Origin of the sequence: Tateyamaria omphalii (assembly GCF_001969365.1) — a bacterium.
In the GTDB taxonomy this organism is placed as follows: Bacteria; Pseudomonadota; Alphaproteobacteria; order Rhodobacterales; family Rhodobacteraceae; genus Tateyamaria; species Tateyamaria omphalii_A.
Genome location: NZ_CP019312.1, coordinates 1,114,601 through 1,128,044, shown reverse-complemented (window position 1 = coordinate 1,128,044; position 13,444 = coordinate 1,114,601). Strand labels below are relative to the sequence as shown.

Annotated in this window: 14 protein-coding genes; 8 read left to right on the top strand and 6 right to left on the bottom strand. The window is 62.5% G+C overall.

The window, feature by feature from the left end:
- Positions 1-93 precede the first annotated feature (93 nt).
- The 6 genes from cysG (at position 94) to BWR18_RS05550 (ending at position 5,601) form a co-directional block, all read left to right on the top strand.
- Entirely contained in the window at positions 94-1,509 is a 1,416-nt protein-coding gene (gene cysG, locus BWR18_RS05575; protein ID WP_076627078.1) for a siroheme synthase CysG, read from the top strand.
- On the top strand, positions 1,509-1,808 hold the full coding sequence (locus tag BWR18_RS05570) for a DUF2849 domain-containing protein (protein ID WP_076627077.1): 300 nt from the start codon (positions 1,509-1,511) through the stop codon (positions 1,806-1,808). The genes cysG and BWR18_RS05570 overlap by 1 nt, the downstream gene beginning before the upstream one ends.
- Complete coding sequence (locus BWR18_RS05565) at positions 1,808-3,472, top strand: nitrite/sulfite reductase (protein WP_076627076.1); 1,665 nt, start codon at positions 1,808-1,810, stop codon at positions 3,470-3,472. Before BWR18_RS05570 ends, BWR18_RS05565 begins: the two co-directional genes overlap by 1 nt.
- A gap of 66 nt (positions 3,473-3,538) precedes the next feature.
- On the top strand, positions 3,539-4,237 hold the full coding sequence (locus BWR18_RS05560; protein WP_076630146.1) for a phosphoadenylyl-sulfate reductase: 699 nt from the start codon (positions 3,539-3,541) through the stop codon (positions 4,235-4,237).
- Complete coding sequence (locus BWR18_RS05555) at positions 4,234-4,644, top strand: DUF934 domain-containing protein (RefSeq protein WP_076627075.1); 411 nt, start codon at positions 4,234-4,236, stop codon at positions 4,642-4,644. The genes BWR18_RS05560 and BWR18_RS05555 overlap by 4 nt, the downstream gene beginning before the upstream one ends.
- Before the next feature lie 105 nt (positions 4,645-4,749).
- Positions 4,750-5,601: a ferredoxin--NADP reductase gene (locus BWR18_RS05550; RefSeq protein WP_076627074.1), complete on the top strand. Its 852-nt coding sequence runs from the start codon at positions 4,750-4,752 to the stop codon at positions 5,599-5,601.
- Positions 5,602-5,614: 13 nt separating this feature from the next.
- On the opposite strand, the gene BWR18_RS05545 is transcribed toward BWR18_RS05550, so the two are convergent.
- Both BWR18_RS05545 and BWR18_RS05540 read right to left on the bottom strand, forming a co-directional pair.
- Positions 5,615-6,463, bottom strand: a complete 849-nt coding sequence (locus BWR18_RS05545; RefSeq protein ID WP_076627073.1) for an aminoglycoside phosphotransferase family protein — start codon at positions 6,461-6,463, stop codon at positions 5,615-5,617.
- Positions 6,464-6,573: 110 nt separating this feature from the next.
- Positions 6,574-7,545, bottom strand: coding sequence for a hypothetical protein (locus tag BWR18_RS05540; RefSeq protein ID WP_076627072.1), 972 nt, complete (start codon positions 7,543-7,545; stop codon positions 6,574-6,576).
- A gap of 201 nt (positions 7,546-7,746) precedes the next feature.
- Between BWR18_RS05540 and infC the strand changes: the two genes are divergently transcribed.
- Positions 7,747-8,295, top strand: a complete 549-nt coding sequence (gene infC / locus BWR18_RS05535) for a translation initiation factor IF-3 (RefSeq protein ID WP_076627071.1) — start codon at positions 7,747-7,749, stop codon at positions 8,293-8,295.
- Between the two features lie 90 nt (positions 8,296-8,385).
- Here infC and BWR18_RS05530 read toward each other — a convergent pair whose 3' ends face one another.
- A complete protein-coding gene (locus BWR18_RS05530; RefSeq protein ID WP_076627070.1) occupies positions 8,386-8,766 on the bottom strand; it encodes a phasin family protein in 381 nt (126 codons plus the stop codon).
- 176 nt (positions 8,767-8,942) lie between these two features.
- Between BWR18_RS05530 and BWR18_RS05525 the strand changes: the two genes are divergently transcribed.
- Complete coding sequence (locus BWR18_RS05525; protein WP_076627069.1) at positions 8,943-9,692, top strand: SDR family NAD(P)-dependent oxidoreductase; 750 nt, start codon at positions 8,943-8,945, stop codon at positions 9,690-9,692.
- Here BWR18_RS05525 and BWR18_RS05520 read toward each other — a convergent pair.
- From BWR18_RS05520 to BWR18_RS05510, 3 genes are all read right to left on the bottom strand, one after another.
- Positions 9,689-10,183 carry a hypothetical protein gene (locus BWR18_RS05520; RefSeq protein WP_076627068.1) on the bottom strand — a complete coding sequence of 165 codons (495 nt, stop codon included), beginning with the start codon at positions 10,181-10,183 and terminating at the stop codon, positions 9,689-9,691. The two genes, BWR18_RS05525 and BWR18_RS05520, sit on opposite strands and share 4 nt — an antisense overlap.
- Positions 10,180-10,968, bottom strand: a complete 789-nt coding sequence (locus tag BWR18_RS05515) for an FAD binding domain-containing protein (RefSeq protein ID WP_076627067.1) — start codon at positions 10,966-10,968, stop codon at positions 10,180-10,182. Before BWR18_RS05515 ends, BWR18_RS05520 begins: the two co-directional genes overlap by 4 nt.
- A 100-nt stretch (positions 10,969-11,068) precedes the next feature.
- Complete coding sequence (locus BWR18_RS05510; protein WP_076627066.1) at positions 11,069-13,429, bottom strand: xanthine dehydrogenase family protein molybdopterin-binding subunit; 2,361 nt, start codon at positions 13,427-13,429, stop codon at positions 11,069-11,071.
- Between the last annotated feature and the right edge of the window lie 15 nt (positions 13,430-13,444).

The window sequence follows — 13,444 nt, the reverse complement described above, 5'->3', positions numbered from 1 at the left end:
GAGAGAACAATCATCCTTATCTGCGCCGATGTCTAGCGCCAAACCGGGAAATTTTCCTATATTGAGGGTCAGTTTTCGCGGAACGAGGCCAAGATGAACCATTTTCCCATCTTCCTGAACACGGCGGGTCGCCGGATCGTGCTGTCGGGTGGCGGCGATGCCGCACTGGCCAAGTTGCGCCTGCTGATGAAGACCACGGCGCATATCACCGTCTTTGCGCCCGACGCGGATGATCAGATCAAGACATGGGCCAAGGACGGCAAGCTCCGCCTGATTGACCGCGCAATCGAGCCGGGCGATGCGATGTGCGCGGCGCTGTTCTATGCCGCTGATGAGGACGCTGCTGAAGACAAACGCACCGCTGCTATCGCCCATGCGGACGGGGCGCTGGTGAACATCGTCGACAACCTGGCCGACAGCCAGTTCATCACCCCCGCCATCGTGGACCGCGACCCGGTGACCGTCGCAATCGGCACCGAGGGCGCGGCCCCCGTGCTGGCCCGCGCCATCAAGGCCGATCTGGAAGAACGCCTGCCCACGTCGCTGGGCACCCTGGCCCGCATCGGCAAGGCCTTCCGCAAGGCCGCCGACGCCCTGCCCTTTGGCCGTCCGCGCCGCGACTTCTGGCGCGACTATTACTTCAATGCCGGTCCCAAGGCGATGAGCACAGGCGAAGAGGCTGTGCAGCCCGCTCTGGATGATCTGCTCGCCGATCACCTGATGAAGGACGCGCGCAAGGGTCATGTCGCCTTTGTTGGCGCAGGTCCGGGTGATCCGGAGCTGCTGACGCTGAAGGCCCGCAAGGCGCTGGATGAGGCGGATGTGGTGATCTACGATCGCCTTATTTCCAAGGAAATCCTGGAACTTGCCCGCCGCGAAGCGACCATGATCGACGTGGGCAAGGAGGCGTTCGGCCCCTCCACACCGCAAGAGACCATCAACGAGTTGATCGTCGAACATGGGCTGACGGGGGCACAGGTCGTGCGCTTGAAATCTGGCGACGCCACTGTCTTTGGCCGTCTGGACGAGGAAATCGAGGCCGTGACCGCCGCCGGTGTGGACTACCACATCGTGCCGGGCATCACTGCCGCGTCTGCCGCTGTGGCCTCCATCGGGCAATCCTTGACCCGGCGGGGTCGCAATTCCTCTGTCAGGTTCCTGACCGGCCATGACACGCGTGGCTTTGCCGATCACGATTGGAAGGCGCTGGCCCAACCCGGTGAGGTAGCAGCGATCTATATGGGCAAGAAGTCAGCCCGTTTCATCCAAGGGCGCCTGATGATGCACGGGATTGATCCCGAGACGCCCGTGACCTTTGTCGAAAACGCCAGTCGTGCCGACCAACAGGTCCTGTCCACCACCGTGGCCGAGATGGAGCCGACGCTGACGGAGGCCGGTCTGGGCGGCCCTGCCCTCACCTTCATCGGCCTTGCCCCGCGTGCAGCCCTTGCCGCCATTCCCGAAATTCCCTTGCCCCGAGCGCCCGAACAAATGCAGGAGGCACAGTGATGCCCAAAGCCTTTACCCCCAAAGTTGTCACCGCCAACCATCTGCTGGCGGGCGACGTCATCTACCAGACCGCCGATGGCTGGAGCCGCAAGCTGGAAGAGGCGGAGGTGCTGACCGATGAGGCCGACGCCGATCTGCGCCTGATCGAGGCTTCTCAGCAGGTTGATGAGGTCGTGGGCGCCTATCTGGCCGATGTGGCCGTCGAGGATGGCGTGCCCGTCCCCACCCATTTCCGCGAAGAGTTCCGGGCGACCGGCCCCAGCAACTACGCCCATGGCAAGCAAGTGGAGTTGTCCTGATGTACAGCTATTCCGAGTTCGACACCGCCTTTCTGGCTGAACGCAACGCCCAGTTCCGCGCCCAGGTCGAACGCCGCATTTCCGGTGCGCTGACCGAGGACGAGTTCAAGCCGCTGCGCCTGATGAACGGTCTGTATCTGCAACGGCACGCCTATATGCTACGCGTGGCGATCCCCTATGGCACGCTGAACGCCGCCAAGATGCGCAAGCTGGCCGAGATTGCGGAGCGGTGGGACAAGGGCTATGGCCACTTCACCACGCGCCAGAACATCCAGTACAACTGGCCCGAGCTGAAGGACGTGCCCGATATGCTGGACGCGCTGGCCGAGGTGGGCATGCACGCCATCCAGACCTCCGGCAACACGATCCGGAACGTGACTGCCGATCACTTCGCAGGGGCTGCGGCGGACGAGATTGCGGACCCCCGCCCGGTGGCCGAGTTGATGCGCCAGTGGTCCACCGACCACCCTGAGTTCCAGTTCATGCCGCGCAAGTTCAAGATCGCGATCACCGGTTCCCCCAATGACCGCGCCGTGACACGCGCGCATGACATCGGCATCCGTATGGTCGAGCGGGATGGCGCGCGTGGCTATGAAATTATCGTTGGCGGCGGCCTGGGTCGTACACCGATGATCGGCAAGGTCATTACCGACTTCCTGCCGGAAGCGGACCTGCTGCCCTACCTTGAGGCCATCGTGTCCGTCTGGAACCAGATCGGGCGGCGCGACAACAAGTACAAGGCGCGGATCAAGATCACGGTGCACGAGCATGGTATCGACGAAATCCGCCGTCTGGTCGAAGAACGGTTTGTCGAGACGCGCAAGACCTTTTCGGGCGTGGACGTGCAGATGCTGCGCGAGATCGAGGGCCATTTTGCCCCGCCCGCTTTTGTGCAGGCGGACACCGCGCCCTACGCCCGCGCTTTGGAAACCTACCCGGCCTTTCGCGCCTGGACCGACACAAACGTGACGCCGCACCGCGATGCGGACCACGCCATCGTGACCATCAGCCTGAAAAAACACGGGGACACACCCGGCGATGCCTCTGCCGCGCAGATGCGCCTGATCGCCGATCTGGCCGAAACCTACGGCTATGACGAAATCCGCATCAGTCACGAGCAGAACGTGATCCTGCCGCATGTGCACAAGGCGTCGCTGCCGTCGATCTATTCCGCGCTACGCGCCGAAGGGCTGGCAACGGCCAATATCGGGCTGATCAGCGATATCATCGCCTGCCCCGGCATGGATTATTGCGCGCTGGCCACGGCCCGGTCGATCCCGATTGCGCAAGAGATTGCGACGGCCTTCGATGACCTGAAGCGCGAGCACGAGATTGGCGCGCTTAAGATCAAGATCTCGGGCTGTATCAACGCCTGCGGGCACCACCATGTCGGCCATATCGGGATCCTCGGCCTCGACCGCGCTGGCGTCGAAAACTACCAGATCACCCTGGGCGGCGATCACACCGAACAGGCCAAGGTCGGCGACCGTGTCGGGCCCGGCTTCTCGGCGGACGAGGTGGTGCCTGCCATCGAACGGATCGTGGACACCTATCTCGACCTGCGCACCAGCCCCGAGGAAGAGTTCATCGACACGTACCGCCGCACGGGGCTCGCCCCGTTCAAGGCGGCCCTCTACCCCGAAACCAAGGTGGCAGCGGAGTAAGATCCCATGCTTCATTTCGCCAGGAAAACCGCCCCCGGAGGGCCGGCCTGCCCGGAGGCCGACGTGATGGTCAGCGCGCTGAACGCGCAGCTGACCCATCACGGCGCAACGGATGTGCTGCGCGCGGCCTTCGAGGCGGTGCCGGACGTGGCACTTGTGTCAAGCTTCGGGGCGGAATCGGTGGTTCTGTTGCACCTCGCGGCAATGGTGAAGCGGGACGTGCCGGTGATCTTTATCGACACCGAGATGCTCTTTGCCGAAACGCTGGTCTACCAGCAGGAGGTGGCGGAGCGGTTGCGGCTGGAGAATGTGACTGTGATCCGGGCCGATGACATCGCCACCAAGGACCCGGACGGGACGCTGCACAGGCGCGATACAGACGCGTGCTGTGCGCTGCGCAAGACGGTGCCGCTGCAAAAGGCGCTGGCGCCCTATTCTGGTTGGATGACGGGGCGGAAACGGTATCAGTCGCAGACGCGGACGAGCCTCGAATTTTTCGAGGTTGAGGACGCCACCGGTCGGATAAAGGTGAACCCCCTGGCCCGGTGGTCACCGGAAGACGTGCTGGAATACATGGACGAAAACCGCCTGCCGCGGCATCCGCTGGTGGCGCACGGCTATCCCAGCATCGGCTGTGCGCCCTGCACGTCGAAAGTGGCGGATGGCGAAGACCCCCGCGCGGGGCGTTGGCGGGATCAGGATAAAGACGAATGTGGCATCCACTTCGTTGATGGGAAACTCGTCAGAGTAGGACAAGAGACATGACAATCGTAGTGACCGATCAGGGCTTTGGCCCGGACACTTGGGATGGCGGCTATACTCCGCTGGGCGAAGCGGCCAATGATGCGGCGGCGCTGGATGTGCCCAGCGATGCCGACCCCGACCAGATCCCGCTGAATGCGGACATCATCCGCGTGGATTTCCCCAGCTTTGCCGATGGGCGCGGGTTCACCATTGCGCGGATGCTGCGTTTGCGTGGCTACCGGGGCCGTCTGCGCGCCAAGGGGCACGTGATCTCGGATCAGTATGCGATGGCGCGCCGGTCAGGCTTTGACGAGGTCGAGATCAGCCAGGCGCTGGCGGCGCGCCAGCCCGAAGACCAGTGGCAGTTCCGGAGCGATTGGCAGAGCCACGACTACCAGGCGCGCCTGCGTGGGGCGTCCAATCACTAGACGCTGCTGACATACATCAAGGCGCGCGACCATTCGCGCCCTTATCAATGACAAAAATCCTTCCCAAATGGAGAGGCGCAGGTGTAAACCTGCGTTGACATATTCATGACCGAGCAAAGCCCCGTGAACGAGACAACCGCCGTCAAGGCGACCCCCACCCTGCCCGACGCCCAGACGGTCACAGAGATCGAGCACTATACTGATCGGCTGTTCCGCTTCCGCTGCACGCGGCCTGCGTCGCTGCGCTTCAGGTCAGGCGAGTTTGTGATGATCGGCCTGATGGGCGATCCGCATCCCGAAACCGGCAAGATCAAACCGATCATGCGCGCCTATTCCATTGCCTCGCCATCCTGGGACGAAGAATTGGAATTCTATTCCATCAAGGTGCAGGACGGCCCGCTGACCTCCAAGCTGCAGCACATCCAGCCCGGCGACCAGATCATCCTGCGCCCCAAGCCCGTCGGCACGCTGGTCCATGACGCCCTGCTGCCCGGCAAGCGCATCTGGTTCTTTGCCACCGGCACCGGCTTTGCCCCCTTTGCGTCGCTGCTGCGCGAGCCGCAGACCTATGAGGATTATGACGAGGTCATCATCACCCATACCTGCCGCGAGGTGGGCGAGCTGACCTATGGCCGTGACCTGATCGAGAGCCTGAAGCATGATGAATTGCTGAACGAGGTGATCGGCGACGGGTTCTGGAAGAAGATCAAGTATTACCCCACGACGACCCGCGAGGAGAGCCCGAAGATGGGCCGCATCACGGACCTGATGAAGTCGGGCGAGGCGTTCAAGGATCTGGGTGTCGCACCGCTCAACCCCGAAAGCGACCGGGCGATGATCTGCGGCAACCTGGCCTTCAACCTCGAGCTGAAAGCCATGTTCGAAGAATACGGGCTGGAGGAAGGTGCCAATTCGAAGCCCGCGCATTACGTGGTCGAAAAGGCGTTTCTGGACTGACGCTGCGCGCGGCTTAAGCCTCCTGACCCTGGGCAATCAGGGTCAGGCATGTGTCGATCAGGTCCATGTCCTTGGACATTTCCGGGCCGAAGACGCCCTTGTGTGTCCAGGTGAGCGACAATGCGCTGTAGGCGGCCGCCCATGACAGCAAGCGGGTTTGAGAGACGTTTAGCGCAGCCGACCACTGTGCGGCGCGGCGCTGGATCACCCGTGGGTCGGAAAAGAGCGCATCGGCGCCCAGCGGGTTTCGAAACGCATTTGCCAACTCGAATGTCGGCTCGCCCAGCACGCCCTTGGCATCAAAGGCCAGATAGCCGCGATCGCTGCCCCGGACGTTGTCATGGTGCAGGTCGCCGTGCAACGGGCGGATGTTTGTTTGGTTCGCCAGCAGGTGCACGGCCAGTTTGCACGCAGCGTTCACGGTTGCCTGTATGTGTGACGGGCAATCGGGCGTGAATGTCGCCGCAAAGAGCGCCTTGAACCGGTTGGGCAGCGGATCGAGGCCGCGCGGCGGCTCGAACTTGGCCCTGTGGAGCTGTTGCGCCACCTTTCCCAGTATCTGCGTTGCCTGTTCGTCATCCCGATTGCGGACCATGTCACCGAGTGAGGGTCCGTCCAGCCACTCCATCAGGATCGCAGCATCCTGCCTTTGATAGATCCGCGCGGCACCCTGCCCGTTCTGCGCCGCGAGCAGGTCGAAACCGGGCGCTTCGTCGCGCAGATCGTCGTCCTTGTAGCATTTCAGGCACGCCTGTGTTCCGTCAGCGCGCGTGACCCGCCAGAGCGACGCGATGGGCGCGTCGGTGACATGGTGGGGCTGCGTGATCTGGAACGTGGTGAGAAGGTGCGGGTCAAAGTGCATACCACATGCCTAGTGCGCTGCCTGAGGCATGTGAACCCGGCCCGTGCTATGAAAAAGGCCGCGCTCCTGTGTCGGGGCGCGGCCAATTCAGGTTGCAGAGCTTGGGGTGTTCAGAGGCCCATTGCCTGCTTCAGCTGATCCAGCAGACCCTGAAGGACCTCGGGGTTGTTCTGCGCCTCTTCGATGCCTGCCTTGAGCGTGGTTTTCTGAACAATGCTCAGGGCGTCGGAGTTGTCGATCATCTCGGCCACGCGGTCGAAGTCGAAGCCTTCGACTGTCAGCAGTTCGGCGACGCCACCGGCGCTTGCCACCTCTTCGGTGCCATCGGTTGCGGTTTCGGCGGCTTGATCCACGGCCTCTTCGGTGGTGGTTTCGGTGGTGTCGGTTGTTGCTGCGGCTGTGTCGGTTGCCGTGTCTGTCGCCTCGGTTACGGCTTCTGTCGTCGCCTCGGTTGTGTCGGTGACGGCTTCGGTCGTGGCCTCGGCCGCGTCTGTCGCTGCTTCAGTTGTAGTCTCAACAACATCGGAGGCTGTTTCAGTGGTCGCGTCAACGGCGTCGGTTGCCGCCTCTTCCGTCGCTTCGGCGGCGTCCGTTGCCGTTTCTGTCGCGGTTTCGGCGGCGTCTGACGCGCCTTCTGTCAGAGCAGAGACCGCATCATTGACGGTTTCGGTGGCGTCTTCAACGACGGCAGCTGCGGTGTCGGTTGCCGCGTCCACGGCGTTACCTGTCGCTGTGGCGGCATCTTCGGCCAGGTTTTGAACCCCTTCAGCGGCGTCCGACGCGGCTTCGGTAGCGGTGTCTACCGCGTCTGAGGCGGCATCCGCCGCGGCTGTGGCCGTATCTTCGACCACCGCGGCGGCCTCTTCGCCGACGGCAGTTGCGGCGTCCACGGTGTCTGCAACCGCGTCTTCGGTGGCTTCGACGGCGTCCCCAACGGCATCGCTGGCGCTGTCGAGCGCCTCGGGCGCATTGACGGCATCGGCGGCCTGAGTTGCGACCTCCTGCGGGGTCTGGCCGGAATAGAGCAAATATGCCCCGCCTGCGATCACTACCGCCACGATAATCCAGATGAGATTTCTCATTGCCCTGTCCTTTGTACGTCTGTCGGTCAACGCTGTGACCTCTTGATGGGTTCCCGCTCTCAGATGCGGGGCGCAGTAAAAAGGTTCAAGGGGGAAAATCGCCCTTTTCGGCGCAGGATGGCCGATTCATAGGGTTGAAGAAAACCGGGCCAAAGGCTATTTTCTGGCCTCACATTTTGGAACGATCAAAGGACGACCACCATCGCTCGCAGACCCCACAACGCGCCGCCGCAACGCGACACCGGCCCGCGCGTCAACGACAAGATCCGTGCCCCTGAAATCCGCCTGATCGGCGCCGACGGCGAAAATGTCGGCGTGGTCACCCCGAGCCGCGCCATGGACATGGCCGACGATGCCGGGCTGGACCTGGTCGAGATTTCGCCCAATGCCAATCCGCCCGTGTGCAAGATTATGGATTTCGGCAAGTTCAAGTACGAGACGCAAAAGCGCGAAGCCGAAGCCCGCAAGAAGCAGAAGATCATTGAGGTCAAAGAGGTCAAGTTCCGCCCCAACACCGACACCAACGACTACGAGGTGAAGATGCGCAACGTCTTCAAGTTCCTCGAGAACGGCGACAAGGTGAAGGTCACCCTGCGGTTTCGCGGTCGCGAGATGGCGCACCAGAACCTGGGTCGCGAGTTGCTGGAACGGGTGGCGGACGACACCAAGGAGATCGGCAAGGTGGAAAACTTCCCCCGGATGGAAGGCCGCCAGATGGTCATGATGATCGGGCCGCTGCCACAGAAGTGATGATCTGATCGCAGGCATTTCAAAGGGGCGTGGCGATGGCCGCGCCCTTTCTCTTTGACGACATGGCGCCCGCCAACGGCGCGCACTGTTTCAGACGTTGACGTTCTCGTCGGGCGCTTCGTGATTTTCCGCCGTATCGAACAGCTTTGAGCTCAGTTCGATCATCTTGCCGGTCTCGGCCGTGTATTGATCCATGGCCGTCTGCAGGAAGCGCATCTGCACCTGCTGCATCTCTCCGGGCGATTTTGCGTGCATGAGTGCATGTTGCAATGCGACGTCCTCGCGCACACGCTCGGCGACGAAGGTCATCCATTCCGCTCCCATGTCTCCCATGCGTTCGACCGTCGAGGCGCTGAACCAATTCAACGCGCCCAGGCCCGCCGTCTGCCAATTGGTCATCGCGTTGATCATGGTGCCGGTGGCGTCGGATGTGTCTTTGGACTTGGATTTGGTGACTGTTGTCTGAGCCATGATGTCTCCTCCACTGATAGTTGCAGGATAACACGTCTGCGCTCGATTATTGTTGATCCTCCTCAACCTGGGCGAAGCACGGCGGGCACTTGCTGACATCTTGTGCAATTGTCTGTGTCTTGACCTCTGCCCAGTGACACAGGACAAGGTGCGGACCCATCAATCGGAGGTGAGCCATGCCAGAATTCGCGCGTTATCCCAGCCTGGAGGGCACGGCGGTGCTGATCACCGGCGGCGCATCGGGGATCGGCCGATTGACAGTCGAAGCATTTGCCGAGCAAGGCGCCAAGGTTGCGTTTCTGGATCGCGACGCAGAGGCCTCGGCGGAGGTGAGCCGTGCAACCGGCGCCGCCCATGGCTTATGTGATCTGCGCGACATCGACGCGACGCGCGCCGCCATTGCCGATCTGGGCGCACAGATCGGCCCCTTTACCGTGCTGGTCAACAATGCCGCCCGCGATGACCGGCACAACTGGCAGGACGTGACGCCCGAGTATTGGGATGAGCGGATGCAGACCAACCTGCGCCACATGTTCTTTGCCATTCAGGCGGTCGCGCCCGGCATGATCGCGGCGGGCGGTGGGTCGATTATCAACCTCGGCTCGAATTCCTGGTGGGAGGCCGGAGGCGGCTTTCCCGCCTACACCACGGCCAAGGCCGCCGTGCATGGGCTGACCCGCACAATGGCGCGCGATCTGGGCGATCACCGCATTCGGGTGAACACGGTCGTGCCCGGCTGGATCATGACAGACAGGCAGAAGGAGCTGTGGGCCACGCCCGAGGCGCTGGAGGCGCACCGTTCGCGCCAGTGCCTGCCGGATCTGATTGATCCCGTGTATGTGGCGCGGATGGTGTTGTGGCTGGCCTCGGATGACAGCGCCATGTGCACGGCGAACAACTTCATGGTTGAGGCGGGCTCGATTTAGGGCAATGTGACATTCGCATATCGGGCGACTGTGAACACGTCGATCAAACGGCCAAAGGCGGCAACGCTGAGGCATATGCTCTGATCGAAGGCCTTGCTGTGCTGGCTCATGCAACGTGCTTGCGCATCGTCGGGCGCGCGCAAACGCTCCACTATGCTTAGGTAGGATAGTCGCCTGAAACCGTCTGCTTCAACCGTATCGGGCAGATGCGGAAGTGCACTGGCCACATACATGGTCATGTCGCGCGTGATGTCGGCGAGACAATCAAGAATTGGACCGCTCACGGGGGCTTCGCAATGACTGCCTGCGATGACAAGACAGTGGCTTCGCATCTTGGTCCACATGATGTCGTCAAGGTCGTTCACGGCGCGCACACAGGACACGATATCGGCACGCGGCAGTGTCGCGCCCTGACCCGAAGATGGCCCGCAATAAACCAAAAGGGCCGCCATGAGGCAGCCCTTCAGCAACAGTCGCATCGCTTCGGTCACGCAGCAGCCGACACCGCCCGCTTGGTCATCACGCCGCACAGATGCGCGCGGTAGTCGCCGGTGCCGTGCAGGTCGCTGATCATGTCGTCGCCGGACAGGCTGAGCCCGTCTACCGCGTCGGGTGAGAAGTTCGACGACAGCGCCGCCTCGGCCTCGGTCCAGCGGAATACGCCGTTGTTGCTGGCCCCGGTGATGGCAACGCGCACGCCGTCGGCGTATTTGGCGACATATACCCCCACCAGCGCGAAGCGTGACGCAGGCTGGACAAACTTCTGGTAGTTTGCCTTTTCCGGGACGGGAAAGCGCACTTCGGTGATGATTTCACCCTCGTCCAAAGCGGTGTCGAACATGCCCTGGAAATAGTCATCCGCCGCGATCTCGCGTGTGTTTGTCACGATGGTGGCGCCGGACCCTAGCGCAGCCGCCGGATAGCAGGCCGATGGGTCGTTGTTGGCCAGCGACCCGCCAATGGTGCCGCGGTTGCGCACGGCAGGATCACCAATATGAGACGCCGTGGCCGCAAGCGCGGGATAGGCACCTGCCTCCGCTGCAACTGTGGCATGGCTCGTCGCCCCACCAATGCAGATCGACCCGTCATCGCCGGTGCACACGCCCTGCATCTCGGCAATGCCCTTGAGGCTCACCAATGTCGTCGGCATCGCAAGGCGCTGCTTGAGCGTTGGGATCAGGGTCTGCCCACCTCCAAGCGCCTGCGCATCCTCAGCACCCAGAGCTGCGACCGCATCGGCCACTGAACCCGGCTTTTCGAATTCGAAGTTATACATCGTCTTGTCCTTTCATCTGAACCAGAGCGCGAGGTCCCTCTTCTCTGGTTCAAAAAATCCCGGGGGTCCGGGGGCTGGCCCCCGGTCCCGCACTTTCAATTTACTGCATCGCTTCCCAAACCCGGTCGGGCGACAAAGGCATGTCAATATGGGTCACATCCTTGCCCGCCGATTGCAGCGCATCCACGACCGCATTCACGACAGCCGGAGGCGAGCCGATGGCCCCAGCCTCGCCACAACCCTTCACCCCAAGCGGGTTGTGGGTGCAGGGCGTCTGGCTGGAGTGATCCACGTCGAACATGGGCAGATCGTCAGCGCGCGGCATGGCGTAGTCCATGTAAGACGCGCTCAGAAGCTGGCCGTTTTCGTCATAGGCACAGTTTTCCAGCAACGCCTGACCAATGCCCTGCGCAATACCGCCGTGGACCTGCCCGGTCACAATCATCGGGTTGATGATGTTGCCGAAATCATCTGCCGCCGCGAACCGATCTATGGTCACCTTGCCGGTGTCCGGATCAACTTCAACTTCGCAGGCATAAGCGCCTGAGGGATATGTAAAATTCGACGGATCATAGAACGCCGTTTCCTCAAGCCCCGGCTCGATATCCTCGAGCGGGTAGTTGTGAGGCACGTAGGCGGCGAGGGTCACGTCACCCCAAGCGACCGACTTGTCGGTGCCTGCCACGCTGAATGCGCCGTCCTTCAGCTCGATGTCAGCCTCGGACGCTTCCAGCAGGTGAGAGGCGATCTTCTTGGCCTTGTTGATGATCTTTTCCGTCGCGCGGACCATGGCGCTGCCCCCCACCGCAATGGAACGGGAGCCATAGGTCCCCATGCCCATCGGTGTGTTGGCGGTATCGCCATGCACGATCTCGACCATATTCTCGTCGATGCCGATCATCTCGGCCACCACCTGGGCAAAGGAGGTTTCGTGCCCCTGCCCGTGGCTATGGCTGCCGGTCATCACGACCAGACCGCCCGTCGCGTTGACCCGCACCGTGGCGCTTTCATAAAGCCCGGCGCGCGCGCCGAGTTGCCCGACGAGGTTCGAGGGCGCGATACCGCACGCCTCGATATAGCAGTTCACGCCGAGGCCCCGCAGCTTGCCGTTCTTTTCGCTTTCCGCGCGGCGGGCCGCGAACCCGGCGAAGTCGCCCATCTCTTCGAGCTTGTCCATGGTGCCGTGATAGTCGCCGGTGTCGTATTCGACGGCGACCGGCGTGGCATAGGGGAACTCGGTGATGAAGTTCTGCCGGCGCAGCGCGATTGGGTCGACGCCCAATTCGCGCGCGGCCATGTCGACCACGCGCTCAAGTTGGAATGTGGCCTCGGGCCGACCTGCGCCGCGGTAGGCATCGACAGGCACGGTGTTGGTGAAGACCGCCTTGACGTTCACGTAGATCAGCGGCGTCTTGTAGTTCCCGGCCATGAGCGTGCCGTGCAGCCATGTGGGCACGGAGGGCGCGAAGGTCGACAGGTACGCCCCCATGTTGGCGTGCGTTTCCGTGCGGATCGCGGTGAAGTTGTTGTCCGCATCCAGCGCCAATTCGATCTTGGTCACGTGGTCGCGGCCGTGGGCGTCGGAGATGAACGCTTCGGTCCGCGAGGACGTCCATTTGACCGGACGGTTACAGGCCTTGGCGGCGAAGGTGCAGAACGCTTCTTCTTGGTAGTGGAAGATTTTGGTGCCAAAGCCGCCGCCCACATCCGGGGCCACAACACGCAGCTTGTGTTCTGGGATACCGAGGACAAACGCGCCCATCAGGAGCCGGATGACATGGGGGTTCTGGCTGGTCGTGTAGAGCGTGGAGTCGCCTGTGCCGCGGGCGTAGTCGCCCACCGCCACGCGCGGTTCCATCGGGTTGGCGACGAGGCGGTTGTTGACCAGTTCGAGCGACGTGACGTGCGCCGCGTCTTCGAACGCCTTGTTCACGGCGTCCTTGTTCTCTTCGACAAAGCCCCAGTCGTAGCAGAGGTTGTTGTCGAGATCGTCGTGCACCTTGGTGGCGCCATCATGCAGCGCCGCCTTCATGTCGACGACGGCCGGCAGCTCGTCGATGTCCACCACAATGGCCTCGGCCGCGTCGCGGGCCTGTTCATAGGTGTCGGCGACAACAGCGGCGATGGGTTCGCCCACGTGGCGTACCTTGCCTTGCGCCAGGATCGGGTGGGCCGGTTCCTGCATGGGCTGGCCGTACTTGTCGGTAACCTGCCAGCCGCAGGGCATGCCGCCGACCCCTTCGAAATCAGAGCCGGTGAAGATGCGCACGACGCCGGGCATGGCTGCCGCCGCCGCGGTGTCGATATTGGTGATCGTCCCGTGCGCGATATCGGAGCGCAGGAAATGCACATAGGCCTGCCCGCGCATATTGATGTCGTCGGTGTAGTTCCCGGCCCCTGTCAGGAACCGTACGTCCTCGCGCCGTTTGCTGCTGGCGCCGATGCCTCCGTCTTTTGGCATGTTGTTATTCCTCCG